This is a genomic window from Bacillus sp. D48C (genome assembly GCF_053345735.1).
This window is the reverse complement of record NZ_JBKFAQ010000012.1, coordinates 87,423-112,241: the sequence shown is the minus strand read 5'-3', so window position 1 is coordinate 112,241 and position 24,819 is coordinate 87,423. Positions and strand designations below refer to the sequence as shown.

Sequence of the window (24,819 nt, the reverse complement as noted above, 5' to 3'; positions counted from 1 at the left end):
CGTCAGCTTATAAGCTGACGTTTTTTTATGTTATTGCGAGTGGGAAGAAGAAATGAATTTAAAAAATAAATGATCATGAATTGGAATCGCCGCTCCAATTCCTTGAGAAGTAATATTTTTCACAACAAGTCTTTTTTGATTTCCCTTTAATACAAGATACACTTCTCCAAATGTTACTTTTCCCTTTTCATTTACTGCTGGTGTATAAGCGTATAAATATCCGAGTTGACTCGGACTAATATTATACACACGCTCATGTCCAGTACCATAACCAATAGTTGTTTTAAACGAAAGGGGCAATTGTACTTTTTCAAGCGCTTTGAGAAGCATCATTTTTTTCACATCTGCAGCATCTTTCATATCTGCTGTTAAATCGCCTTCAACCGTCTTTTGTGTTTCTTGCTTATAGCGAAGTGGATATAAACGGTCTCCTCCGCGATTATCATACACATTTCGATTCACTTGTTTATATTCCCAATTAATCGATGTGTCTACTGATTCATAATGTAAAGCCCATTGACCTAAATAAATTTTTGCCCGGTACCCTACTGCAAGCGGCGCATTTGAAATTGTCGTTTCATTAAACATCCGAATTAAGTCTGGATTTTCAATTTTAATATTAGCTGTTTTCAATAGTTCTTGAGCAAACTTACTTGGCTGTAAACGTGGCAAATCTTGCGCATCATTTGGAAATGTATTGTCTTTTGAAATATTTAAAACAGATGAAGGCATTTTTGTTCCTACTGTTGTCTTTGCAAAACTCATGTTAGGAAATAATAAAATAAACGAGACCATAGTTGAAAGACATATGCTGTATACTCGTTTCACCTGTCTGGCTCCTTCCTATGTAAAGGTATATATACTACTTTGTTTATTGTTTTCTCTGAGCACAATTGTTATGCCTATTTTTCATAATAAATAAAAACCAATTCCCATAATGACATACGCCGCTAGTAAAGTGCCGCCTTCAAACCAGTTTGTATCTCCATCATTTGAAATCGCAATCGTTAAGAAAACGGCTGTAATCATAGATACAAGTTCTGGTATGGTAAATACTAAAGGCATCCTCTGCGCGAAGAACATAGATAGCAATACTAGTACAGGAGCAACAAACATGGCGATTTGTAATGTAGAACCTATTGCAATTTCGACTGCAATATTTACTTTATTTTTATAAGCCATAATAATTGCAGATGCATGTTCCGCTGCATTTCCAACAATTGCAACGATAATAACCCCTATAAATAATTCTGACCAACCAAATGATTTTGCAACAGTTTCAAAAGTATGCACGAGCGCCTCTGATACATAAGCTACCGCCAGTGTTGCTATCGCTAAAATAAGGAGTGCCTTCCCTTTCGACCACTCTGGCTCTTCTTCATGCGCTACTTCGTCACTTTTATGTTGATATACACCACGGTGCGTAACTAACTTAAATAGTAATGCAGCAATGTACATGATAATCATAATAATAGAAACACCTATACTTAATTGATACGTCTTGCCAGCGTCCATCTTCATTGAAAAGATCTCTGGAATAACAAAGGCCACGACAACAGCAAATATTAATAAAGCTGAATTATGCCTTGCATCGTAAACGTTAAAGCTTTGCCTTTTATATTTAAGTCCACCTACAAAGAAGGATAGTCCTCCTACTAATAATAAATTTCCAAGTACAGAACCCGTTAAAGAAGCTAACACCACTTCAATTAACCCTGCTTGAAGTGCAAAAATTGAAATGATAAGTTCAACAGCATTACCGAAAGTAGCATTTAATAATCCGCCTATTCTAGGACCAGATACAATTGCTAAACTCTCTGTTGCTCTCCCCATAAAACCAGCTAACGCGATAATCGTAATACAATACACAGCGAACATAATTGTTTCTGGCCAATGAAGTGTTTTTCCAAGTACAGATAGTGGTACACCTATAAGTGCTACTATAAGAAATATTTTATTAAACATGCTTTTCACCCTTCCATCGTATGTATTTCTCCTCAATATTATTATTATTCTTCTCCTAACTTGTCCGATTTCATCACAATTACGTTTAAAAAATCGACTTGAAGAAAACAGTATGAAAGATATTTAAATTATATTGTTTAAACAGAGAAAATATAAATTAGGAAAAGAGGTAAAGAATATGCACTTAAAAGAGAAAATTGCAACTATTATCCAAGGACAACGTACCGGTGTATTATCCACAGTACGTAACGAGAAACCGCATAGTGCCTTTATGATGTTTTTCCATGAAGATTTTGTACTATATGTTGCAACAGATCGACAATCAAAAAAGATAACAGATATTGAACAAAATCCTAATGTCCATGTACTACTCGGACGAGAAGGAAAAAAATTAGATGAAGATTATATTGAAGTTGAAGGGTTAGCTTCAATCGAGGAAGACTCAACATTAAAAAACAAGTTTTGGAATAATAGCTTAAAACGTTGGTTACTCGGTCCTGAAGACCCTAATTACGTATTGATAAAAATCAATCCCGACACAATTTATTACATCGATGGTGCCGGTACGACGGAGCCTGAGTTTTTACGACTATAAAATAAAACAAGCCCCCTTTAGGTGGGCTTGTTTTGTCGAAAAGTTCTTTTGAAAAAAACAATAAAATAGGTGGAACTTTCTAAAGATTCTGTTATATAATAGCAGTAACTTAAATAAACTGTATTAAAACAGATTGAGAGGAGAAATAAAATTGATGAAGAGAGAAGAACGCAAAAATATGATTGAGTTTATTGAAAAGAAGAAAGGGATTGAGCGTGACGAATTACTGTTTATGACAGACGATGAAGTAGAGCATATTTATAATGTAACGTACTTTTTATATGAGGAAATTGCAGAGTAGCATAATAATCCCCACCTTATTAAAAATATAAGGTGGGGATTATTTCGTTATTTAGCCCACTATTTGCGGGCAGTAAAACTCCCACCTTAAAATTCAAGTGGAGCAAGAAGTTAAGTTGGAGTCATGCTTCCTATAAACCTTAATTACTTCAACTTTATACATGAGAATCATTTTCATGTATAATACTGTAAGATTGGAGGGATTTTACTATGAGTTCGTGGCTCTTATTTGCACTATTATCAGCAATTGCTGCTGCCCTTGTATCGATTTTTGGAAAGTTTGGTTTAGACGGAATCGATGCAAACGTTGCAACAACAATTCGATCTATTATTATGGCATTATTTATGATAGGCGTTATTATCATACAAGGTAAATTTCAAAATATCGGCGACGTACTGCTAAATAAAAAAGCACTGCTATTTATCACATTAAGTGGGATTGCAGGTGCTTCTTCATGGCTATTTTATTTTCTTGCCCTCAAAACAGGAAAGGTTTCACAAGTAGCTCCTGTCGATAAATTAAGCGTCGTATTTTCTATCATTCTCGCTATGATTATCCTCGGTGAAAAGTTAAACTTTATGACCGGTGTTGGTGTAGTCTTTATTACAGCTGGTGTATTATTTATTGCTTTCAGCTAAAAAAACCGCTATTAGCGGTTTTTCTTTTTCTTTATGTAAAACCATACAACACATGTAACAACTGCTGAAATTAATAAAATCCATATTCCATAATGATGTAAACTATACTCAACGAAGCGCCACTTCTCGCCTAACTTCCAGCCAAGCCCAATAAAAACACTTATCCAAATGAGCGCACCACCGTAAGCGTACAAACAAAAACGCCAAAGTGTCAAATTTGATACCCCAGCAAAATATGCCGTTAAATGACGTACTCCCGGTATAAAATAACCAATCATTAAAAGAAATGGCCCATATTTTTCAAATAAAATATGTGTTTTTTCAATGTGATGTTCTTTAATTCTAATTTTCGGCCCATATTTCTTTAAAACAGGGAGCCCAAGTTTTAAACCTAATATGTAGCTTAACGTAATCCCTAACATCGCACCAGCCATCCCACTTAAAAAAGCAGCAGTTCCTGACATAACTCCTTTTGAAACATTATAACCAATAAAGGTCAATAAAAACTCGTCTGGTATCGGTAATCCGACAATCCCACCAGCCAAAGCTATAACAATTCCAAAATAGCCATAATGCGCGATTAACTCGCCAATATGTTGTTCCATTCGGAAGACACATCCTATGCACGATCGTTATTCCACATTGTACCCTTTCTATCTTTAAGGCAAACATGGTATACATATTCACTATACATTGTTTTTATAATGAACTCTACTTCTATTCTTTCCTTTAACAGAGATAAAGTGAAACTTTAATCAGTGGGGCTTTTCTTCATCCTCTACTAATTATTAATCTACGCCAATCTTGCTTCTACAGACATCCCGACTCCCACATAACTCACTTACATTCACCAATTTTGAGAGTAGATTCTTACTGCCCGCAAATGACCCGATAAAAAATAAAAATTCATATGCGTGTTTTTTTGTTACAATAAAGGAAAGTTACTTTTCGCAACGGTTTAACTCTCAAGAAAAATGATATATCTAGCAAAAACATAGTTTGGTCTATATAATGCAACTTCTACCTATTAAAAGAACATGAACCCTTTTACATACAACATCATTTTTCTAAATTATACAGGGGGGAACGAACATGACCATTGAAAATCAATTTATTCAAAAAGTTTACTATAAAACATTTTTAACAGAAGAAACTTCTACTCCTGCATCGGAAGTACTCGGTGAAGCATATATAAATGAATCTAAAAATGAATTCTCCAACATTTCTAATATTCGATTTGCTCAAGGTGAATTTTATTATCAAAATAAAGATTTTGAAGCAGCTATATTTAAATGGGAAAAAGTAAATAATGCTCTTGCACTTTGGGCAACAAAAAATATTGCAGATGCTTATTTTGAACTAGGATTTTTACCAAAGGCAGAAGAAATTTATCAATCCATTCAAACAGAAGATACAACTCTTACGATGGAGGTTTCCTTACAACTTCTTTCTCTTTATATCGAACAAGATCGTTTAGGACTTGCTTTTAAGACGATTAGTGAAGCTGTTGCATTCCAACCGGATTACCCAAATATTACTGCAATTGCACGTTCTTTCTATGAAAAACAAGAAGATTGGAACAACGCTATCGAACTAGCTGTTCAAGAAGGTATTCGAACACAATCTTTACACTGGTTTGATACGTTAATAAATTACATAAATAAAGGATTTACAAAAAATATTAAGCCTGAATATTTCTATGAGTCTTTAAAAGCTCTATATGCTGTTGATCAAGCTCAATTTAAAGAACTTGTTATTGCTCTTTGGAATAGCTATCAACATGAATCCTTATACCTTCCTTGGATTCAAAGTATTAATCATTTATTCTTGCATATTGAAACAGACAATAATGACGATTGGAATGAAATTTCTACTCGCTATCAAGAAACATACTTTGCATTAATTACCGGAAATCATTTTATGCATGAATTAAACGGACTTGTACCAAATTTATTAACAAATTGGTTCAGTTTAACGAAAGCAAAAGATTCTCTAGTTGTCTCTGCAGCAGTGTTAGCATGGAATGAAGTCTCACCTACAACTTTAGAATCATTACTCGTAAAAAGTGCTGGATCCTTACTTTCTAATACATCTGCTGAAGCAGATGTAAATATGGAAACAGTTTCTCATTTATTCGAAACAATCGCTGTGTGGGCTGAGAAAAATGATGTAGATTTAAGTCATCAATTTACGCTACTCGTCCATGAACTATGCGATTTAAATGTCACGCCACTACTAATAGCTGGAACTAGTGACCATGATAAAACATCATTTGTTAATTCAATATTAGGAGAGAACATCTTAAATGAAACTTTAACAACTCCTATTCTATTTAAAGACGCTAGTCAAACTGAAATAACAGAATTTACCGCGTTAGATATACGAAGTATCCCTAACCTTAATGAATTCCATCAAATAACGGCTACATCTGCTCAGTCGGAACTTGAGAAAAGATGTATAGAAATTAAGCTACCAAGTAGGTTTTTAAGAAAAAATAAGTTTACATTTCTTATTACACCATCCATTCAAGGACAATTGGATAAAAACAATGCATACTTTGAATACTTACAAGCAGCAGATAGTCTTGTTTACGTATTAAATTCTTCTTCACCATTGCATAGTGAAGAAATTGATACGTTAATTTATTTACGTGAACAAGTATCAAACTTACAAATTCACTTCGTATTACACACAAATAATACGACTACTAATGAAAAACTAATTAGTAAACTTAAAGTGCATTTTCCAGATGCACAATTCTTCCCCTACTCTCCTTCGCAAGAGAGTAGCCAGCAACTTGGAGATGTAACAGAATCTATTCTCTCTAATCTTGCAAAACGCGATATAGAAAAAGAACGTATAGAAAAGCTAATATGGTTTACGCAAAAGACGATTGCTTATCTCATAAACGAACGTGTGGAATTAGAAAATACATTAGTAAAATCCGTACGCTGGAATAAACACATCTCAGTGAAACTTACTGGATTTATTAATAACCTTACTGCTCTTGAAAAAGATAAAATTCGCTCTATTACCGAATCCTATCTTTTAACGAAAGAAGAAATTACACGAGATATACATTCTCAAATTCCTGAATTATTACAGAGCTGCTCTGATCTTGTTCAAGAAGATAGTGATTTCAAACTAGTTCATGAAGAATTAAATGCTGCAATGAATGAACGAGTTCAAAAGCATGTACAACAGGTACTTCTTCCTAAATTTACTGGGTCTATTCAAGAATGGATTGAAACAGCACATAATGAATTTATTCAAGCTCAAGCTTATTTAGATGAAATGAGTGAAACATTTAATAAATTATATAAAGAAGAACGTATGAAACTTCCTTGCGATTTCAAATTATTAGATGATTGGAATCGAGATGTTGTACGAATGACAAATCGAATTACAGTAACAAACATCAATATTTTATTACGCTTTACACCGACACAGTTTTTCTTAAAAAGTGCCGGAAAATTATTTGGTAATATGCAAAAAAACCAATCTATGCTCGCCAACAAATATAAACAATATATTGAAACAGAAGACTATACAGAAATTGCTCACACAATTTCAAAACAATTCTTCCTACAATTTGAAGTATTTGAAGGGGCATTAGAACGCGATATCATGATGTTCTTTAAAGATCCACTTAGCATATTGAAACAAAATGTGGATGCAGCTCAACTTGAGATACAGGAAGATGAACAAACATTAGCAACGCTAAGAAGCAATCCAGAAACATATCATGATCCTTTAGCGTTATTTAAACTACAATTGCTACAACATAAATTCGTTTTAAGTACTACAAAGAAACATGAAGATATCTTTGTATCTAACGAATCTCCTACTGTTTAACAGAAAAACCAAGCAAACTAAAATTTGCTTGGTTTTTTTACTTTATTATTTTCATATGTTCAAACGGATAATAAATGCCTGCTAACTTTCCTAACACATCTTCTCTATCAATAAAACCTAAACCATTTCTACTATCTTTACTTATTAGGCGATTATCTCCCATAACAAAAATCTTATTTTTAGGAATTGTAATCGGTCCAAAGTCCTCTGTTAAATTCATAAGTTTTTTTTCTGCTTGTTTTTTATTACTATCCAAATACTCTTCATCTTTCACTTCAGAATTTACATATAATTGATCATTTCTCATCTCAATAATATCTCCTGGCAATCCAATCACTCTTTTGACATAAAAATTATCTGTTTTCACAACAATAATGTCTTCTCTCCCATAGCTTTCAAATTGTTTTGCTAACTTATTAACAATCACCTTATCTCCATCTTGCAACGTCGGCCTCATGGATGCTCCTTTTACAGTCGTAGGGAAAAACACAAAAATTTTCGCCAAAAACACCAATAAACATGCAATTGCAATCGTTCCAAAAAATTCACGCCAACATTTTTTCCTTTGCATCATTTCACCATCTCATCATCTTTTTACTTTTATTATAAATAATACGACTGATATTTTTCTATAAAATTCTGAATTATTAAATTATAATATTAGAAATTTCAAAATAACAATACTGATCAAATTAAACAAGCAAAAAAGATACTCTCAAAATAGTCTATCCACTATTTTTGAGAGTATCTTTTTATAATCCCACATATACAATACACATTTGAGCAGCTACATATGTAAACCAAATCCAAAGTGGCTCATACTTCAATTTGCGCCCTCCGATATCTGTCACGCCAATAATAAAATCAGAAATCACAAACAGTAAACCACCAAACGCTGGTATCCACCATATTCCTGTATTTTCATAATATAAGGCGAATGCAAAGCACGCCATTCCCCCAACCCACAATCCATAAATTAGAGCTCCTATCGTAAACAATTTATCCTGTTTATCATTTCGGATAAAGGAGAACCATCCTACAATTAGAAAGAGCCCATATACAAGTAAGCCAATCCAAAAACCATTCCATGAAATTCCTGTTTGCAAAAATGCTTTTACATAAAAACAATGAGCAAGGGCGAAAGTAACCATCCCACCAATTAATCGATGACCAATTGGAATCAACCCAGCCATAAACAAATCTCCCACAGTCGATAAAGTCATACCAAGTGCAACCCACGTACTATACTCTACAGATGGATCTTGTAACCATATCCAAATTGCACTAGCTGTTAAAGAAAAACTAAGAATAAGACGGATTGCTAAAGGTAACGGCATATTAACTTTCGTTCTTTTTGTCTGCCCTATTGCATAAATTGCACCAATAAAAAAAAGAAGTATTTGCCCAATTAACACCACGTAAAGTAGATTCATAATATGTTCTCCTCAATAAATGCTTTTTGTATCTTTTTTCGTTACACTTAGTCTATTATCCTTTTTCTAAAAAAGAAGAACAGCACTGTTCTTCCATTGTAATCGCTTTTCTGCTCTCTATGCCACTTGTTTTTCTTGCTCTATTTTTTGCTTAGCTGGCGTCCGATTTACCACAATAATTCCCGCGGCTACACATGCTAAACCAAGTAGCACAAATGAATGAATTGCTTCACCTAAAATCATGCTCGATAATAACACACCAAATACGGGTATAAAGAACATATACATAGATACTTTTCCAACCTTGTTGTATTTCATAATTGTATTCCAAATGCAAAAACCAGCTGCAGATAAGAAAGATAAATAAATCAGCATAAGTAGTGCGTGTAGACTAAATGTAAATGGCATTACTCCAACTTGTAAAGCCCCTATACATAATAATCCTATAGAACCAAAAATCATTTGGTATGCTGTCATATAGCCAACATCTAATGTTTTACTACCTTCTTTTGCTAATATGTTTCCATATGAATACAGCATTGCTGCACTAAGAAGTAATAAGCTTCCGATTCCAAAATGAAATGATAAGCTACCATCACTCGGCACATTTACTAAAATGACGCCACAAAAACCAATCGATACCCCAATTAATTTTCTCATATTGAGAGCATCATCTTTATATACAAAATGGGCGAGTAAAATTTGAAAGAATGATGATGTCCCTGAAATGATAGCTCCTTCAATCCCCGAACTATAACTCATTCCAATATAAAAACAGATATATTGAAGAAACGTTTGGAATAAACCAATTTGTATTAACTGTTTCCCCGTTCCTTTTTTGAAGCTCATATTTTTCCCTAACACTTTAAAAAAGAATAAAAGCATTACCCCAGATAACAAGAAACGATAACCAGCAAATAATATTTGCTCTCCAACTTCTTGTGGTTGAATTCCAAGTTCAACATAACTTAATTTAATAAAAGGAAATGCGCTTCCCCATAAAAAAGTTGCTACTATTGCAGCAATAAATACGCCAATCGGATGGGTAAAAAATTTCTCTGTCTTCACTTGTTGTCTTCCTTTCCGATCTTTTATGAACAATATTCATATATACCAGAGGAATTGCGAAAACACAAGTTTTCCGTTTATACTTGAAACAAAACCGTACCATCTCATAAAAACATATGATATACTATAGAATAATTACAATATAATAACGATTAAAAACAGATTCAACAGAAATGCTGCTATCCATTATGGATGGCAGCTTTCGTCGTTTTATAGGGGTTTCGATTTTGATTATTTTTCTCAATAAGAATTCGGAAGGAGCGAGTAGTAATGAACTCAGAAGTAAAAACGTTACAGGCAAAAGAAGCAATTTCCCATCCCTCTTTATGGGACACATTAAAAAAACATTATGAACTTGTATTTGCAGTAGCATCTGGTATTTTTATTTTAGTTGGCTGGTTATTCACAAAGAACGATGCAATGAATGTAGGTATTACTTGCTATATCCTTGCTTATATAGTTGGTGGATATGCAAAAGCGAAAGAAGGCATTGAAGATACGATTGAAGAAAAAGAGCTAAATGTTGAAATGCTAATGCTCTTTGCAGCTATTGGTGCTGCAATTATTGGCTACTGGGCAGAAGGGGCTATCTTAATCTTTATCTTTGCGCTCAGCGGTGCTATGGAATCTTATACGTTAAGTAAAAGCCAAAAAGAAATTTCCGCTCTTCTTGACTTACAACCTGAAGAAGCATTACGTATTTCCAACGGAACTGAAGAACGTGTTCCTGTTGGAGAGTTACAAATTAACGACATTATTTTAATTAAACCTGGTGAACGTGTTCCTGCTGACGGTACGATTCATAACGGTGAAACAAATATCGATGAGGCAGCAATCACAGGAGAACCTATTCCAAATGAGAAAAGACATGGCGATGAAGTATTTGCCGGTACTGTAAATTTACGTGGTGCTATCGAAGTTAAAATTACGAAGCCGAGCGATCAAACATTATTCCAAAAAATTGTCCGTCTCGTCCAAAGTGCACAAAGTGAAAAATCACCATCACAACTATTCATCGAAAAGTTTGAAGGAACATACGTAAAAGGTGTACTACTCGTTGTTGCGCTTATGATGTTCGTTCCTCATTTCTTACTTGACTGGAGCTGGAATGAAACGTTTTATCGCGCTATGATCTTACTTGTAGTCGCATCTCCTTGTGCGCTCGTAGCTGCCATTACACCAGCTACGTTATCAGCCATTTCTAACGGAGCGAGAAACGGTATTCTCTTTAAAGGCGGTATACATTTAGAACGCCTTGCTTCTGTGAAAGCAATCGCGTTTGATAAAACAGGAACATTAACAGAAGGTAAACCTACCGTAACAGATGTATATGTTCGAGAAAATATAACAGAAAAAGAAGTACTTTCTATTACAGCATCAATTGAAAGTCACTCTACACATCCTTTAGCTGAATCCATTGTTAAATATGCACAACATGCGTACGACATTACATTAAAAAAACCAGAAAAGGTTGAAGATGTAACTGGTTTTGGTCTAAAAGGAAGATTGGAAAACATCGCTTATAAAATAGGTAAAGCTGATTTTATCGGTGAAGAAACAAAGACATTTCATAATGGTATTTCTGCCTCACTTGAAAAAGAAGGTAAAACTGTCGTTTATATTAGTGATGAGGGAGGCATTCTTGGACTTATCGCTTTAAAAGATACGCTTCGCCAAGAAACAATAGCTGCTATTCGTGATTTACAAAGCATTGGTGTCGAAGCAATTATGATTACTGGAGATAATGAAGAAACGGCAAAAGCAATTGCCTCTGAAAGTAATATAAAGGAATATTACGCATCATGCTTACCAGAAACAAAAGTTGAAACGATTAAAAAGTTAAAAGAAAAATACGGTACAGTAGCAATGGTCGGAGACGGTATAAATGATGCCCCTGCACTAGCTACTGCTAGCATTGGTGTCGCAATGGGAGAAGGAACAGATGTAGCTTTAGAAACTGCAGATGTTGTACTGATGAAGAACGAACTATCTCGCCTTTCCCAAGCAATTCGTTTATCAAAACGAATGAACCGTATTGTGAAGCAAAACGTAATCTTTTCGCTAGCCGTTATTGCCATGCTAATTTGTTCAAACTTCTTGCAATTTTTAGCTCTTCCATTCGGTGTTATTGGCCATGAAGGAAGTACGATTCTTGTCATTTTGAATGGCTTACGATTACTAAAAGGAAGCAAATAAAACGGGTCCCTCATAGAGGACCCGTTTTTTTTTAATGATAGCTATTATGACCGTTCGCACTGCTACTCGTTTTATGCTTTGGATGCGAACTGCTCTTTTGTTTATTATTACTTTTATTATTATGGTTCTTTTTATTATTACTCATGAAATATCCCCCCTGTTCCTTTTTATTATGGAACAAGAGCTCATTATTCATTACGGGAATTATTGTCACCGGTTCTATAATGGTGGAGTAAACCATTAATTTCACCGCCAAGTAAAATTACCCATCCAGTTAAATAAAACCATAACATTAAAATAATGATACCACCGAGACCACCATATGTATTGGCGTAATTCGCAAACTTATCTACATAATAAGCAAATGAGTAAGACACCACAATCCATCCTACAGTAGCAAATAACGCCCCTGAAATAACTTCTCTTCTTTTTAACTTTCGATCTGGTGCAAATGTATATAAGAAACTAAACAAAGCAAATAGTACGAAGAAACTCGCTACTAATCGTGTAATGCTCCATACGAAAGAAAAACTATCTGATAAACCGAGTGCTTTAAACACTGCTGCTCCAATAACTTGTCCGAATACCGGAACAATTAACGCAAAGACAATCATAAAAATAATAGCTAATGTAAACACAATTGATAACGCTCTTGTTGTAATAAAAGAACGTGTTTCCTTCACGTCATAAGCTCGGTTAAAAGCATTCATAACCGCATTAACACCATTTGAGGCAAACCATAACATGGATAATAAACCAAATGATAATAAACCACCATTTTGCTGGTTTACAACTTTATCTACATTTACCTCAATTAAGTTCATTGCATCATCTGGTACATAAACCTCTAATAAACTAAGCACATCCTCTGTTTGAATGGGAATAAATCCAAGAAGCGTAATTAAGAAAACGAGCCCAGGAAAAATTGCAAGCAAGAAGAAATAAGCGAGCTGTGCTGCCAAGCCCGCTACATCATCGCGCATCGTCCGGTCATATAAATCTTTACCAAACGAATAAGTACGATTTCTTCTCACCTTTTCTAAAATTTTTCTCATATATGTTTAAACGCTTTTCTTCTCTTCTTTATCTTGCTTTAACTCAATGTACGCTTCAGTTTTTTTTTCCACTGCATTTGAGTCTTTTATAAATAATTCACGCGCTTCTTTCATACCACCATCTTCAGCAACTACTGGCTCTTCTTCTGCTTTCAGCTCATCTACCTTTGGAGATACAGCTTGAATTTCAATCGTTTCTGGCTTTTCTTCTGGCTCAACTTTTTTCTTACTAAAAATTTCTTTCGTTTCTTTTAACGTCTCTACAACAGATGGCGTTAATTTTTTAATTTCTGCTACTTTCGCTTTTACCACATTGAAATCAGCAAGTTCGCGTCCTTTATCTGTAACAGTTTGCACTTTTTCTTTGATCTTTGCATTTTCACCAATTTCAATCATCTTTGTTTTTGCTTTTTCTGCTGTATTTTTTACTTTTTCACGGTTTTCTTTCTTTAACATGGATACAGCTACACCTGCCGCTACACCAATCGCAATGTTTCGAGCAATATTATTTTTCTTTGCCATATTCCTTCACCCTTTCATTTCTTATGTTAGAAAGTATTTCTTTCTAAGCTTCCTCATATTCCTTGTTCATTTCGAATGAAAGCTAATAGCTTTGCACACCCTTCTGTTACAAGGTCATATACTTCTTGGAAATTCCCTGTATAGTAAGGGTCAGGAACGTCTGTCCAGCCACCGTCTGGAACAAAGTCGGACAGTCTACCAATATAGCCTCCAGTTTTACCTAAACTTTTTAAATCTGCTATATTCTTGTTGTCCATGGCAATAATATAATCAAACTTTGTTAAGTCTTCTTTTTCTACTTGCCTTGCTTTAATTCCTTCAAAAGTGACTGCATTTTCTTTTAAAATTTTTTGTGTTCCTTTATGTGGCGGATGGCCAACATGCCAATCTCCAGTTCCTGCAGAATCAATGACAATTTTCTCTTCGAGTCCCTCTTTTACGACAAGATCTCGAAAAATCGCTTCTGCCATTGGAGAACGGCAAATGTTCCCAAGACAAACAAACAATACTTGAACCATGTTTTTGTTTCTTCCCTTCTTGGTGCATTTCTTCATATATACTTATAGTATAAACAACCAATTATTAAATATAAAGGAAATCCCTACTAATTTAATAGGATTGAAAAGATTCATTAACGAAAATGATAAAAAATGTTAAGATAGCCTTATGTTATTTTAAAGGGGGACACTTCGGTGGATTTATCCGTAAAGTCAGAAGAAAACGTTGAATATATGGTCGAAGCTATTAAAGAAAAATTACGTATGGTTAATGCTGGAGCGATGAGAGCTGCTAGTTTTAACGAAGAAATGTACGAAGATTTACGTGACATTTATGATCATGTTATGAAACGTGAAACTTTCAGCATTAGTGAAATGCAAGCTATTACAGAAGAATTAGGTACATTAATTAAAAAGTAAAAAAGCCTCTCTTATATGAGGCTCTTTTTTATTTCCAACAAATTCATGACAACTCTTCTCTTTCCCTCAACCAACTGTAAAATATTGTACAATAGAAGTAGAACCTCATCTTAGATTTTTTCTCCATACATACTACTCACAAATAATAGCAACACTACCATTGCTAACTGTTTTTACTGGAGGTGCTTACTTATGAGCAATTGGTACAGTAAGACGAAAGATCAAACATTAATTGACCTAGAAACAAACGAACAACACGGTTTAACAGATGAGATTGTAAGTGACCGTTTAAAGCAATACGGTTCTAATGAATTAGCTACAAAACAAAAACGCACTTTATGGCAGCGTATTTTCGCCCAAATTAATGACGTCCTCGTATATGTCCTTATTATTGCTGCCCTTATTTCTGCCTTTGTAGGTGAATGGGCGGATGCCAGTATTATCGCGCTCGTTGTAGTTTTAAATGCTGTTATCGGTGTTGTCCAAGAATCGAAAGCAGAACAAGCTTTAGAGGCATTGAAAAAGATGGCGACGCCTAAAGCTATCGTCAAGAGAAATGGTGAACTAAAAGAAATTCCATCTGAGCACGTCGTTCCAGGGGATATCGTTATGCTCGACGCCGGACGATATATCCCATGCGATTTACGCCTTATCGAAACCGCAAATTTAAAAGTTGAAGAATCTGCTCTAACTGGTGAATCTGTCCCTGTTGATAAAGATGCAATCTACCACCCTTCCATGCAAAGTGATGAGCAAGTACCACTCGGCGACCAAAAAAACATGGCCTTTATGTCTACTCTTGTAACATACGGAAGAGGCGTCGGTGTTGCTGTTGAAACTGGAATGAACTCACAAATTGGTAAGATTGCTACCCTGTTACATGAAGCAGACGATGATATGACACCACTTCAAAAAAGCTTAGCACAAGTCGGAAAGTATTTAGGCTTTGTTGCTGTAGCTATTTGTATCGTGATGTTTCTCATCGGCTTTTTACAAGGACGAGATACACTAGAAATGTTTATGACTGCTATTAGTTTAGCCGTTGCAGCTATTCCAGAAGGCTTGCCAGCTATCGTTTCCATCGTTCTTGCAATTGGTGTGCAGCGTATGATTAAACAAAACGTCATCATCCGTAAACTTCCTGCTGTTGAAGCTCTCGGGTCTGTCACAATTATTTGTTCAGATAAAACAGGCACATTAACGCAAAACAAAATGACTGTTACTCACTTTTATAGTGATAACACATACGATCACTTAGAACATTTGAATGTAAATAATGATACGCAACGTCTATTGTTAGAGAATATGGTGCTATGTAATGATGCGTCTTACAATAACGAATCACAAACCGGGGACCCGACTGAAATTGCTCTTCTGGTGGCCGGAAGCACTTTTAACATGCAAAAAGATCATTTAGAAAAAATACATGAACGTGTTAACGAGCTACCTTTCGACTCAGATCGTAAAATGATGTCAACCGTGCATACATACGATGAAAACTGCTATAGCATGACGAAAGGTGCTATCGATAAGCTCTTACCTCGATGTAACCATATTTTTAAAAACGGGAAAATCGAGATTTTAACTGATTCTGATAAAAATCAAATATTAGAATCTGCCGGAGCAATGTCTCAAGAAGCTTTAAGAGTACTTTCATTCGCATTTAAAAAATACAATTCAAACGATGTGGATATAAATCATCTTGAAGAAAATCTTATCTTTATCGGTCTTGTCGGTATGATTGATCCACCGCGAACTGAAGTGAAAGATTCAATTACAGAATGTAAAAAAGCCGGTATTCGCACAGTTATGATTACCGGTGACCATAAAGATACCGCCTTTGCAATTGCCAAAGAACTTGGCATTGCTGAAGAAATATCTGAAATTATGATTGGAACTGAATTAGATAACATTTCAGATACAGAACTAGCTAGCAAAATTAATCATTTAAATGTATTCGCTAGAGTCTCTCCAGAGCATAAAGTGAAAATTGTAAAGGCATTACGCGCAAAAGGAAATATCGTTTCTATGACTGGTGATGGTGTCAATGATGCACCATCTTTAAAGCAAGCTGATGTTGGCGTAGCGATGGGCATTACAGGAACAGATGTCGCAAAAGGAGCAGCTGATGTCGTGTTAACAGATGATAATTTCTCATCTATCGTGAAAGCTGTTGAGGAAGGTAGAAATATTTATCGTAACATAAAAAAATCAATTCTCTTCCTACTCTCTTGTAACTTTGGAGAAATTATCGCTTTATTTTTAGCGATTTTACTTGGCTGGGCAACACCCCTACGACCTATTCATATTTTGTGGGTAAATTTAATTACAGATACACTGCCTGCATTATCACTTGGGGTTGATCCTGAAGATCCAGATGTGATGAAGGAAAAACCACGACATGCGAAAGAAAGCCTATTTAGTGGTAGCGTTCCTTTTCTTATTTTCAATGGGGCTGTCATTGGGATTTTAACGTTAATAGCCTTTATCGCCGGAGCAAAATTCTATACTGGAGATACAAATTTATTCCCTCTTTTCCCAGAGCGAATTGATGAGGATGCTCTATTACATGCCCAAACGATGGCATTTGTCGTTCTTAGTTTTTCTCAGCTTGTTCATTCATTTAACTTGCGTTCAAGAACGAAATCGATTTTTTCAATTGGGATCTTTACAAATAAATATTTAGTCTTCTCCCTTCTTATCGGTGTTCTTATGCAAGTTTGTATCATCTCCATCCCGCCCCTTGCAAATATATTCGGTGTACATGCATTAACGATGCGAGATTGGGGATTTGTTCTCTTATTAAGTATCATTCCACTTGTTGTGAATGAAATTATTAAATTAGTGAAGAGAAACTAAAAGGCAATGAGGACTATTCCTCATTGCCTTTTCATTTATCCTTGTAATTCTTTTTTGATATTCTCTGTTAATGTAGCCATACGCTTGCGACTTTCTTCACGCTCACGTTTATTTTGTTCTTCAATTTGTTGTGTTTCTTGCATACCTCTTGAAATAATGTTCCAAGTTTCCTCAAGTGTTTCCATTTTAATACTAGAAGAACCTGATAATCTCGCTACTTCTACACTTTGCGTTGCGATATTTTGTGCATTTTTCTTAAGTAATTCATTTGTACGGCGATCAAGTTCAGCCATAGAATCTGCAACAAGCTTTTGACGTTTCGCATTTACTGCTTGAATGATACCATTTTTAAAGATAGGAATCGTCGTAATAAATGCTGTATTGATTTTACCAATTAATTTATTATTACCACGTTGAATCATGCGAATTTGTGGTGCTGTAAGTAGCGCAACCATACGAGCTTTTTCTAAATCATCAATACGTTGCTCTAAAATTTCAACCGAGTTTTTAAGCGACTCTAATTCAATACCTGCTAATTGATCATTATTACGCACGCGCTCTTCATACATCGGAACTAATTCTGTATTTAAACGCTCTAATAACATTTCTCCTGCTACTACATACTTCTCTAAGTCTAAATAATATTTTAAGTTTTGCTCATACAAGCCATCTAACGTACCAATTGATTTTTTCATCTCATCTTGGTACTTCGTAATTTCCACATAAACTTTATCAATTTCGCGGCCCATCGTTTGATATTTACTAAAGATTTGTTCTATCATTTTATCCGCTTTTTTGAACATGCGCGAGAAGAAACCACTTTTTTCTTCCGCAAAGTCTTTACTATCAAATCTGTCCATAATTTTACCAAGTTGCTTTAACAATTCACCAGAATCTTCTATCTTTGATAGAGACATTGTATGTAAAATTTGATCAGCGAAACGTGAAATTTCCATAGAAGGTTCTTTTCCAAGTTCAATTAATTCCAGTTGATCTTTAATATCTACTGCGTTATAAATACGTTGCACATCTGCATCTTGTCTAAGTTGCAAGCGAACATCTTGTGCGGTTTGCTCATTCAATTCAGTTTTCGAATCTAGTACGACTGGGTTATTCATATGGTATTCTCCCTTTCCTTATAAAAATGGACGAAATAGTCCTTTTATTGTTTGTGATAAATTTTTATAGGCTGATGAGCCATGAAACTCAAGATCGAAATTAACTTCTTCAAGCCAATGGGAATCGAATGCTCCTGCTTCAACATACGGTTCAATATCGTTTCTGCCCGTGGGATTGAAATGGAATACATCTACTCCAATTTGATTCAAAAATAGTAATAAAACAGCGTCAGAACGAGTTAATTCTCCACTCTTCTCATTATTAAATATAACAATTTTCGGTACATCTTGTGAATAATCAAATTTCTCAAGCTGTTCTAAAATATTAGGTGGTATTTGAGAAAGTTGTGCGAAAACATACAGTGCTACATCTTGTTTCGTTTCTTTCGCAATTGGTTTGCATATTTCACTTTCGCACGTATGGATAATCGCCTCTGCAATCCCATGTTGTAAACCTTCCGGTAAACGCTTATGCGGCCACCAATGGCTATTCATAATTAGATCAGGATGTAATTTCCCAGCTCGGTCCAATGCATCTCGATAATGATATTGGAAATTTGCTTTTTGCTCTTTCGTAAATGGGAATGTATTAATTAATAAACTGTTATCAAATGATGTAACAACCTTTAATCGTTGAAAATATTCTTTATCATTCTTTGAAACGCCTGATATTTTCGCAAATAAAGAAGGAATATAAATATGTTTATTTTCAACAAAGAATGTTGGACGTACAAATGCCTTTTCTTTCGTAATTAAAAAGAGTTCATCATATGTCGTTTTTAACGTACGTGCTACAGGTGTATACGAACGAAATTGCCACGGTTTATATAATAGTGAATTATCGTGGTGAAGTACTTGTTCAATTTCTTTCGAAGCTTGATACGCTACTGTTGCAACACGCTCACGTCGACGATCAGGGAATGGTTCAAGCGAAATGCGACCCGGATGAGATACAACAAAAGTTCTTCCCTCTTCATCAATATTTTCAAATCCATCTTTTCCTTCGGGGTGATAATAAAGCACATCACAACCGAGCATAATAAGAAAATATAAGAAATATATACGGCTTTCCTGTGCATCACCATACCAAACGATACGCGGCATTTGTTTCTTATAATTAATCGTAGAGAACCACTTCGCTACGTAATTTTCGCTTAGTTTAATTATGTCGATTAAGAAACGACGGAAACCTTCTGTCTTTAACGACTGATTATGTTGTTTCTCATATAATTTCAATACTGAAATGAACGTCGCATGTATGTAATGCTGTAAATCAGGATTGTCTACTTTCGGTAAAAGTTGTTTCCCAGATAAATGTGCAACTAGCCTATTTACTGTCAGACCATTTGGTGCTTCTTGATGTAATCCGAACACTTCTTGAATATGACGAAGCTTTTCCGAATCAATCACTTTGTTTAAATTTTGTTCGTGTAAAACTTCGATTCCTTTCGCTTCACTATAATCAAACAGTTCATTAAAATATTCATCTACATCATTAGGAACGCCAAGGATTCGACATGCTATATAACTAAATTTCATTTCATTCTCTGTCAGCTCATATTGTGGGCGTTTTTCTAAAAGTGTTTCAAATTGCTTTAAATCTGATTCATCTTTTAATGCATATGGTTGAAGTGTAAAACGTGAAAACACAACAGTTCACCTCCAAAAACATTTACGTTTTTTCTAAATCTTTCTTCTATTATAAACTATTTTTGGTTATAAAAAATGGGCGCTCGTAAAACGAGCAAACCCATTTCAATTATTTATTGTCTTCTTTAGTAGCTGCAACTTCTTCTTTAGCTTGTCCAGAATTCTTCATGTAGTGAATTATAAATGTTGCTCCAAATGCTACAACTAAAATAATGAAGAACAGTGTATGACTAATATGAATATCAATTAGAGACAATAGCATCTTCGATGCGATAATTAAGATTAAAATATATGCTGTCGTTTCAAGCTCTGGAATACGCTCTAACAATTTTAAGAATACACCAGCGATACCACGCATCATTAAAATACCTAGCATTCCGCCTAATAATAAAATCCAAACTTCATTAGATACACCAAATGCAGCAAGTACGCTATCTACAGAGAACGCGATATCCATTAATTCAACCATCGCAACTGTTCCCCAGAAGACACCGAACATTCTAAAGAAAATACTGTTTTGATTCATACCGTGAGCTTCGTCTTCTTCACTTGCACCTTTACGCTTATCAATAAAGTATTTTACTGATAACCAAGCAAGGTAAAGTGCACCAAGAAGTTTTACCCACCATAATTTAATTAAGAACATTCCAATTCCAATCGCAATAAAGCGGAACACATAAGCTCCAATAAGTCCATAGAATAATGCTTTTTTACGTTTTTCTTCCGGAAGGTGTTTTACCATTACTGCTAACACAAGTGCGTTATCGGCAGATAACAAACCTTCAAGTACAACAAGTGTACCTATTAATCCCCAAGATACTGGATCTTGCAACACTTTAATCCACATGTCCAAGTCGAAAAACTGAGCATACGTATCAAGGATTCCTTGCAAAATACTCATCTTACCTTTATCCCCTATTCTTTGCTAGATTTATAGAAAGGTCAAAAAAAGGAAACGAATATCGTTTCCTTTCTATGCATCCAAGCCATACGCTCTTACAAGCGCACCTAAACCACCTTGGAATCCACTTCCTACTGCATTAAACTTCCACTGTCCATTATGACGGTATAATTCACAAAAGACAACTGCTGTTTCAATGGAGAAATCTTCCCCTAAATCAAAACGAAGAACTTCTTCATTCGTCTCTTCATTTGCTAAACGAACAAACGCATTTCCTACTTGTCCAAAGTTTTGACTACGGCCTTCTGCATCATAAATCGTAACTGTAATAGCAATTCTGTGCACATCTGCTGGAACTTTCTTTAAGTCCACAACAAGTTGCTCATCGTCACCTTCACCTTCACCTGTACGGTTATCTCCTGTATGTAAAACAGATCCACAAGGAGACTGTAAATTATTATAGAAGATAAAATCAGTTTCCTTCGTACATTTTCCGTTTGCATCTAATAAAAAGGCAGATGCATCTAAATCGAAATCTGATCCACCGTCATAAGATTTAATATCCCATCCAAGACCAATTACTGCTTTTGTTAAACCAGGGCTTGTCTTACCCAAATCAATTTTCTGTCCTTTTTGTAATTGAATAACCATCTATATTCACCTCTATATTTTTATCTTTAAAAATATATCCATCGGTAAACATACATTTCACCGATGGATATATAAATTAAATCTATTACTCTACGTCTAAACCAAAGTTATTACATAGAGACGCTAATCCACCTTGGAATCCACTTCCGATTGCATTGAATTTCCAGTCACCTGCATGACGGTATAATTCACCTACTACTACGGCTGTTTCAATAGAGAAATCTTCTCCTAAATCGTAACGAATTAATTCTGCATTCTTTTCTTCATCTAAAATACGTACGAAAGAGTTAGAAACTTGTCCGAAGTTTTGGCTACGACCTTCTCCATCATAGATTGTAATTGTGAAACAAATACGTTCGATATGTGCAGGTACATTTTTCAAATCTACTTTGATCGATTCGTCATCGCCTTCACCTTCGCCAGTTCGGTTATCTCCTAAATGCTCGACAGCACCATTCGCACCTTTTGGGTTATTATAGAAGACGAAATCCTCTGCACCTGAAACTTTACCGTTAGCGCCTACTAAGAAAATACTAACATCTAAATCGAAATCGTTTTGTCCGTCATAACGATTCGTATCCCAACCTAGTCCTACAAGAACTTTTGAAAGACCCGGATTCGTTTTTGTTAAGTCTACCTTTTGTCCTTTTTTCAATGAAATTGATGCCATATTCAATTCCTCCTCGGTTTATTTTATTGATAACGTGATACAATCTCACTTAAGTTTTTATCTTGTGTGCCTTCTCCAACAGCTGAAAACTTCCATTCACTTCCGTGACGATACATTTCACCTGCAATTAGAGTCGTTTTGCCAGCATAATTATCCGATAAATTATAGCGTGCTAATTCTTCACCAGTTTGCGGGTTTTGAATACGAATATATGCATTACGAATCATCCCGAAATCTTGACGACGATTTACACAGTCATAAATATTTACAACGAATACTAAACGATTAATACGGCTCGGAACTTTATGTAATTCTACGAAAATTGTTTCGTCATCACCAGCGCCTTCACCTGTTAAATTATCTCCTGAATGAATAATACTACCACAAGTAGAAAGTTTATTTCCGAAGTAAACTAAATCATTTTTGTTTAAAAAACGATCTCCTTCTAACATAACAACAGATGCATCACAATCTACATTTGGTTTACTTCCAAATAATGAAGACAGAAATCCACCTGATTGCCCAATTGGATCCCAGCCTAAGCCAACCTGTAGTTTTGCTACTTTTGGTTGTCCTTTCGTTAAATCGATCTTTTGACCTTTTTCTAAAATAATAGGCATGAAGTTTCTCCCTTTCTACAAAGCATTTTCCAAATCGGAAAATATTGTATTCTTCTCTTATATTGTAGCATTATTTACCTAGCGATAAAAAGGATAAATTCTCAGTTATATGAAAACATTCATATAATTTACTTATGATGATGTAAGAAGTGGTAAATAGCACCAATCATTCCTGCACAATTACCGTTTTGTGCAAGTTCAATCTCACAATTATTATAAATCTCTTGATTTAAGTATTTACTGACCTCTTCTTTTACTTCTTTTAAAAACTCATTTCCTCTATCGGTAATTCCTCCACCAATAATAATCTTTTCTGGATTGAAAATATAAGCAAGATTACTAATTCCGATTGCCAAATGTTTAAAGAAGATCCTAACTGCTTGAGCAACTTCCCGATCTCCTTTATCATACAACTCGAAAATTAATCTCCCATTCCACTCACCTTTGCCTTTATATTTTCTGACAAGACGAATTAATCCTGAAATCGAGGCAACCTCTTCAAACGGTTTTCCTTCTATTAACATATTCCCCCATTCACCAGCACTAAATGAATGCCCTCGGTACAATTCTCCGTCTATAAAAATCGCTCCCCCAATCCCTGTTCCAAGGGTGAGCATAATAAAGTTCTCTTTCTCTCTTCCACTACCATTCCATTTTTCTCCAAACGCTGCACAATTCACATCATTGTCAATCGATACTGGAACTTTTAATATCTCTTGCAATCTATCAATAATAGGAATAGTACGATATCCCGGAATATGATCCGCACCTCCCGTCACAATTCCTTTATTAATATCAACAATCCCCGTGGTGCTAATACCAATTCCTGCAATAGTATGTTCATTCATTATTTTTTTTGATACATATATAAGTTTTTGAATAGTTTGTTCTCCGCCTAAATGAATTTCTGTTGCAACTGTTTTACGCTTTAATACTCTCCCTATTTCTGAAACAATGCCATACTTAATTTGCGTACCGCCAATATCAAACGCTATATACTCTTTCATCTACTGCCACTTCCTCTACCGTTCTGAATGTAAATTCTCCGCCTCTACTATTTGTAGGAAATCTACATTAACTCTTTTCTGCTTTGAGAAATACACCACCTTTTTCTATATATAGTTTTTTTTGCATAAAACTCTTTTTCCTAAGAAATATTACAAAGGGATGTATTTTAGATGGAATATTAATTTCTTAGGAGGAAAACCATGACGAAAATCTTCATTTTAGCATCAACACTCTCTTTATCTTTTTTTAGCGGTTTAAATATTGGTAATGCTGCAACTGAAAACTTCCGCCCATTAACAAACGCTATTGTACAAAATAGTGATCATTTTGCAGAAGGAAACTCAAAGGATAATAATAAACCTCCAGGAAATAACGGTTCTCAGAACGATAGTGGTTCTGGTGACAACGGTTCTGGCGGCAATGGTTCTGGCGGCAGTGGTTCTGGCGGCAGTGGCTCTGGCGACAATGGTTCCGGCGGTAACGGTTCTGGTGGCAGTGGCTCTGGTGGCAATGGTTCCGGCGGTAACGGCTCTGGCGGCAATGGTTCCGGCGGTAACGGTTCTGGTGGCAGTGGCTCTGGTGGCAATGGTTCCGGCGGTAACGGCTCTGGTGGTAACGGTTCTGGCGGCAATGGTTCCGGCGGTAACGGTTCTGGTGGCAGTAGCTCTGGTGACAACGGTTCTGGCGGCAACGGCTCTGGTGGTAACGGTTCTGGTGGCAGTAGCTCTGGTGACAACGGTTCTGGTGGCAGTAGCTCTGGTGACAACGGTTCTGGCGGCAACGGCTCTGGTGGCAAC

23 protein-coding genes and 1 pseudogene are annotated in these 24,819 nt (G+C 35.3%); 8 read left to right on the top strand and 16 right to left on the bottom strand.

All coding sequences use genetic code 11. The features are described 5' to 3' along the window. Window positions 1-30: 30 nt before the first annotated feature. Together ACLBXA_RS23820 and cax are read right to left on the bottom strand one after the other, a co-directional pair. Window positions 31-828 (bottom strand): YfkD famly protein, encoded by a 798-nt coding sequence (locus tag ACLBXA_RS23820; protein ID WP_002083605.1) that lies wholly within the window; start codon window positions 826-828, stop codon window positions 31-33. An 81-nt stretch (window positions 829-909) separates the two neighbouring features. Continuing rightward, window positions 910-1,965, bottom strand: coding sequence for a calcium/proton exchanger (gene cax / locus ACLBXA_RS23815; RefSeq protein WP_000482131.1), 1,056 nt, complete (start codon window positions 1,963-1,965; stop codon window positions 910-912). Between the two features lie 178 nt (window positions 1,966-2,143). On the opposite strand from cax, the gene ACLBXA_RS23810 reads away from it, so the two are divergent. From ACLBXA_RS23810 to ACLBXA_RS23800, 3 genes are all read left to right on the top strand, one after another. Continuing rightward, the gene (locus tag ACLBXA_RS23810) at window positions 2,144-2,560 is read left to right on the top strand and encodes a pyridoxamine 5'-phosphate oxidase family protein (RefSeq protein ID WP_000550220.1); all 417 of its coding nucleotides are present in this window, start codon (window positions 2,144-2,146) and stop codon (window positions 2,558-2,560) included. A gap of 154 nt (window positions 2,561-2,714) precedes the next feature. Further along, window positions 2,715-2,861 (top strand): BH0509 family protein, encoded by a 147-nt coding sequence (locus ACLBXA_RS23805; protein ID WP_000817786.1) that lies wholly within the window; start codon window positions 2,715-2,717, stop codon window positions 2,859-2,861. A 209-nt stretch (window positions 2,862-3,070) separates the two neighbouring features. Next, a complete protein-coding gene (locus ACLBXA_RS23800; RefSeq protein WP_000100295.1) occupies window positions 3,071-3,499 on the top strand; it encodes an EamA family transporter in 429 nt (142 codons plus the stop codon). Between the two features lie 11 nt (window positions 3,500-3,510). Here ACLBXA_RS23800 and ACLBXA_RS23795 read toward each other — a convergent pair whose 3' ends face one another. Further along, window positions 3,511-4,104, bottom strand: a complete 594-nt coding sequence (locus ACLBXA_RS23795; RefSeq protein WP_000434870.1) for a DedA family protein — start codon at window positions 4,102-4,104, stop codon at window positions 3,511-3,513. Between the two features lie 487 nt (window positions 4,105-4,591). Here ACLBXA_RS23795 and ACLBXA_RS23790 point away from each other — a divergent pair, with 487 nt between their 5' ends. Next, complete coding sequence (locus tag ACLBXA_RS23790) at window positions 4,592-7,354, top strand: tetratricopeptide repeat protein (protein WP_000151407.1); 2,763 nt, start codon at window positions 4,592-4,594, stop codon at window positions 7,352-7,354. A gap of 37 nt (window positions 7,355-7,391) precedes the next feature. Here the strand turns inward: ACLBXA_RS23790 and lepB are convergent, their stop codons facing one another. The 3 genes from lepB to ACLBXA_RS23775 all read right to left on the bottom strand — a co-directional run bounded on the left by lepB (window position 7,392) and on the right by ACLBXA_RS23775 (window position 9,855). Further along, window positions 7,392-7,928 carry a signal peptidase I gene (gene lepB / locus ACLBXA_RS23785; protein ID WP_000983696.1) on the bottom strand — a complete coding sequence of 179 codons (537 nt, stop codon included), beginning with the start codon at window positions 7,926-7,928 and terminating at the stop codon, window positions 7,392-7,394. Window positions 7,929-8,106: 178 nt separating this feature from the next. Beyond that, entirely contained in the window at window positions 8,107-8,787 is a 681-nt protein-coding gene (locus ACLBXA_RS23780; RefSeq protein ID WP_097825775.1) for a lysoplasmalogenase, read from the bottom strand. A gap of 117 nt (window positions 8,788-8,904) precedes the next feature. After that, window positions 8,905-9,855 carry a DMT family transporter gene (locus ACLBXA_RS23775; protein ID WP_000845710.1) on the bottom strand — a complete coding sequence of 317 codons (951 nt, stop codon included), beginning with the start codon at window positions 9,853-9,855 and terminating at the stop codon, window positions 8,905-8,907. Window positions 9,856-10,125: 270 nt separating this feature from the next. Here ACLBXA_RS23775 and ACLBXA_RS23770 point away from each other — a divergent pair, with 270 nt between their 5' ends. Continuing rightward, a complete protein-coding gene (locus ACLBXA_RS23770; RefSeq protein WP_136804581.1) occupies window positions 10,126-12,051 on the top strand; it encodes a heavy metal translocating P-type ATPase in 1,926 nt (641 codons plus the stop codon). A gap of 188 nt (window positions 12,052-12,239) precedes the next feature. Here the strand turns inward: ACLBXA_RS23770 and ACLBXA_RS23765 are convergent, their stop codons facing one another. Genes ACLBXA_RS23765 through ACLBXA_RS23755 form a run of 3 tightly spaced genes read right to left on the bottom strand, consistent with a single transcriptional unit; the run spans window position 12,240 to window position 14,146 of the window. Beyond that, entirely contained in the window at window positions 12,240-13,106 is an 867-nt protein-coding gene (locus tag ACLBXA_RS23765) for a YihY/virulence factor BrkB family protein (protein WP_001226536.1), read from the bottom strand. Window positions 13,107-13,112: 6 nt separating this feature from the next. After that, window positions 13,113-13,628: a DUF4075 domain-containing protein gene (locus tag ACLBXA_RS23760; RefSeq protein WP_001085387.1), complete on the bottom strand. Its 516-nt coding sequence runs from the start codon at window positions 13,626-13,628 to the stop codon at window positions 13,113-13,115. A 53-nt stretch (window positions 13,629-13,681) separates the two neighbouring features. Next, window positions 13,682-14,146: a low molecular weight protein-tyrosine-phosphatase gene (locus ACLBXA_RS23755; RefSeq protein ID WP_000250910.1), complete on the bottom strand. Its 465-nt coding sequence runs from the start codon at window positions 14,144-14,146 to the stop codon at window positions 13,682-13,684. Window positions 14,147-14,320: 174 nt separating this feature from the next. On the opposite strand from ACLBXA_RS23755, the gene ACLBXA_RS23750 reads away from it, so the two are divergent. Both ACLBXA_RS23750 and ACLBXA_RS23745 read left to right on the top strand, forming a co-directional pair. Continuing rightward, window positions 14,321-14,545: a DUF1128 domain-containing protein gene (locus ACLBXA_RS23750; RefSeq protein ID WP_000366196.1), complete on the top strand. Its 225-nt coding sequence runs from the start codon at window positions 14,321-14,323 to the stop codon at window positions 14,543-14,545. Window positions 14,546-14,737: 192 nt separating this feature from the next. After that, complete coding sequence (locus ACLBXA_RS23745) at window positions 14,738-17,404, top strand: cation-translocating P-type ATPase (protein WP_000073682.1); 2,667 nt, start codon at window positions 14,738-14,740, stop codon at window positions 17,402-17,404. A gap of 35 nt (window positions 17,405-17,439) precedes the next feature. Here the strand turns inward: ACLBXA_RS23745 and ACLBXA_RS23740 are convergent, their stop codons facing one another. The 7 genes from ACLBXA_RS23740 to ACLBXA_RS23710 all read right to left on the bottom strand — a co-directional run bounded on the left by ACLBXA_RS23740 (window position 17,440) and on the right by ACLBXA_RS23710 (window position 24,021). Beyond that, window positions 17,440-18,522, bottom strand: a complete 1,083-nt coding sequence (locus ACLBXA_RS23740; protein WP_001064413.1) for a toxic anion resistance protein — start codon at window positions 18,520-18,522, stop codon at window positions 17,440-17,442. An 18-nt stretch (window positions 18,523-18,540) separates the two neighbouring features. Then, the gene (locus ACLBXA_RS23735; RefSeq protein ID WP_000492853.1) at window positions 18,541-20,172 is read right to left on the bottom strand and encodes a YceG family protein; all 1,632 of its coding nucleotides are present in this window, start codon (window positions 20,170-20,172) and stop codon (window positions 18,541-18,543) included. Window positions 20,173-20,281: 109 nt separating this feature from the next. After that, entirely contained in the window at window positions 20,282-21,073 is a 792-nt protein-coding gene (locus tag ACLBXA_RS23730) for a TerC family protein (RefSeq protein WP_000025702.1), read from the bottom strand. Window positions 21,074-21,145: 72 nt separating this feature from the next. Next, window positions 21,146-21,724: a TerD family protein gene (locus tag ACLBXA_RS23725; protein WP_000236653.1), complete on the bottom strand. Its 579-nt coding sequence runs from the start codon at window positions 21,722-21,724 to the stop codon at window positions 21,146-21,148. Between the two features lie 85 nt (window positions 21,725-21,809). Beyond that, complete coding sequence (locus ACLBXA_RS23720; RefSeq protein ID WP_000146729.1) at window positions 21,810-22,394, bottom strand: TerD family protein; 585 nt, start codon at window positions 22,392-22,394, stop codon at window positions 21,810-21,812. A 23-nt stretch (window positions 22,395-22,417) separates the two neighbouring features. Next, window positions 22,418-23,014 (bottom strand): TerD family protein, encoded by a 597-nt coding sequence (locus ACLBXA_RS23715; RefSeq protein WP_001121586.1) that lies wholly within the window; start codon window positions 23,012-23,014, stop codon window positions 22,418-22,420. Window positions 23,015-23,142: 128 nt separating this feature from the next. After that, window positions 23,143-24,021: an ROK family protein gene (locus ACLBXA_RS23710; protein WP_017762758.1), complete on the bottom strand. Its 879-nt coding sequence runs from the start codon at window positions 24,019-24,021 to the stop codon at window positions 23,143-23,145. Window positions 24,022-24,222: 201 nt separating this feature from the next. On the opposite strand from ACLBXA_RS23710, the pseudogene ACLBXA_RS23705 reads away from it, so the two are divergent. Next, window positions 24,223-24,819 (top strand): annotated as a pseudogene (locus ACLBXA_RS23705) (cell wall anchor protein); the annotation flags it as partial.

Bases quoted from the DNA above. Each gene is read 5' to 3' on its own strand.
- ACLBXA_RS23715 (WP_001121586.1), bottom strand. From the start codon at position 23,014: ATGCCTATTATTTTAGAAAAAGGTCAAAAGATCGATTTAACGAAAGGA.
- cax (WP_000482131.1), bottom strand. From the start codon at position 1,965: ATGTTTAATAAAATATTTCTTATAGTAGCACTTATAGGTGTACCACTA.
- ACLBXA_RS23755 (WP_000250910.1), bottom strand. From the start codon at position 14,146: ATGGTTCAAGTATTGTTTGTTTGTCTTGGGAACATTTGCCGTTCTCCA.
- ACLBXA_RS23770 (WP_136804581.1), top strand. From the start codon at position 10,126: ATGAACTCAGAAGTAAAAACGTTACAGGCAAAAGAAGCAATTTCCCAT.
- ACLBXA_RS23795 (WP_000434870.1), bottom strand. From the start codon at position 4,104: ATGGAACAACATATTGGCGAGTTAATCGCGCATTATGGCTATTTTGGA.
- lepB (WP_000983696.1), bottom strand. From the start codon at position 7,928: ATGATGCAAAGGAAAAAATGTTGGCGTGAATTTTTTGGAACGATTGCA.
- ACLBXA_RS23720 (WP_000146729.1), bottom strand. From the start codon at position 22,394: ATGGCATCAATTTCATTGAAAAAAGGACAAAAGGTAGACTTAACAAAA.
- ACLBXA_RS23745 (WP_000073682.1), top strand. From the start codon at position 14,738: ATGAGCAATTGGTACAGTAAGACGAAAGATCAAACATTAATTGACCTA.
- ACLBXA_RS23780 (WP_097825775.1), bottom strand. From the start codon at position 8,787: ATGAATCTACTTTACGTGGTGTTAATTGGGCAAATACTTCTTTTTTTT.
- ACLBXA_RS23760 (WP_001085387.1), bottom strand. From the start codon at position 13,628: ATGGCAAAGAAAAATAATATTGCTCGAAACATTGCGATTGGTGTAGCG.
- ACLBXA_RS23810 (WP_000550220.1), top strand. From the start codon at position 2,144: ATGCACTTAAAAGAGAAAATTGCAACTATTATCCAAGGACAACGTACC.
- ACLBXA_RS23800 (WP_000100295.1), top strand. From the start codon at position 3,071: ATGAGTTCGTGGCTCTTATTTGCACTATTATCAGCAATTGCTGCTGCC.
- ACLBXA_RS23725 (WP_000236653.1), bottom strand. From the start codon at position 21,724: ATGGTTATTCAATTACAAAAAGGACAGAAAATTGATTTGGGTAAGACA.
- ACLBXA_RS23740 (WP_001064413.1), bottom strand. From the start codon at position 18,522: ATGAATAACCCAGTCGTACTAGATTCGAAAACTGAATTGAATGAGCAA.
- ACLBXA_RS23710 (WP_017762758.1), bottom strand. From the start codon at position 24,021: ATGAAAGAGTATATAGCGTTTGATATTGGCGGTACGCAAATTAAGTAT.
- ACLBXA_RS23790 (WP_000151407.1), top strand. From the start codon at position 4,592: ATGACCATTGAAAATCAATTTATTCAAAAAGTTTACTATAAAACATTT.
- ACLBXA_RS23730 (WP_000025702.1), bottom strand. From the start codon at position 21,073: ATGAGTATTTTGCAAGGAATCCTTGATACGTATGCTCAGTTTTTCGAC.
- ACLBXA_RS23805 (WP_000817786.1), top strand. From the start codon at position 2,715: ATGAAGAGAGAAGAACGCAAAAATATGATTGAGTTTATTGAAAAGAAG.
- ACLBXA_RS23765 (WP_001226536.1), bottom strand. From the start codon at position 13,106: ATGAGAAAAATTTTAGAAAAGGTGAGAAGAAATCGTACTTATTCGTTT.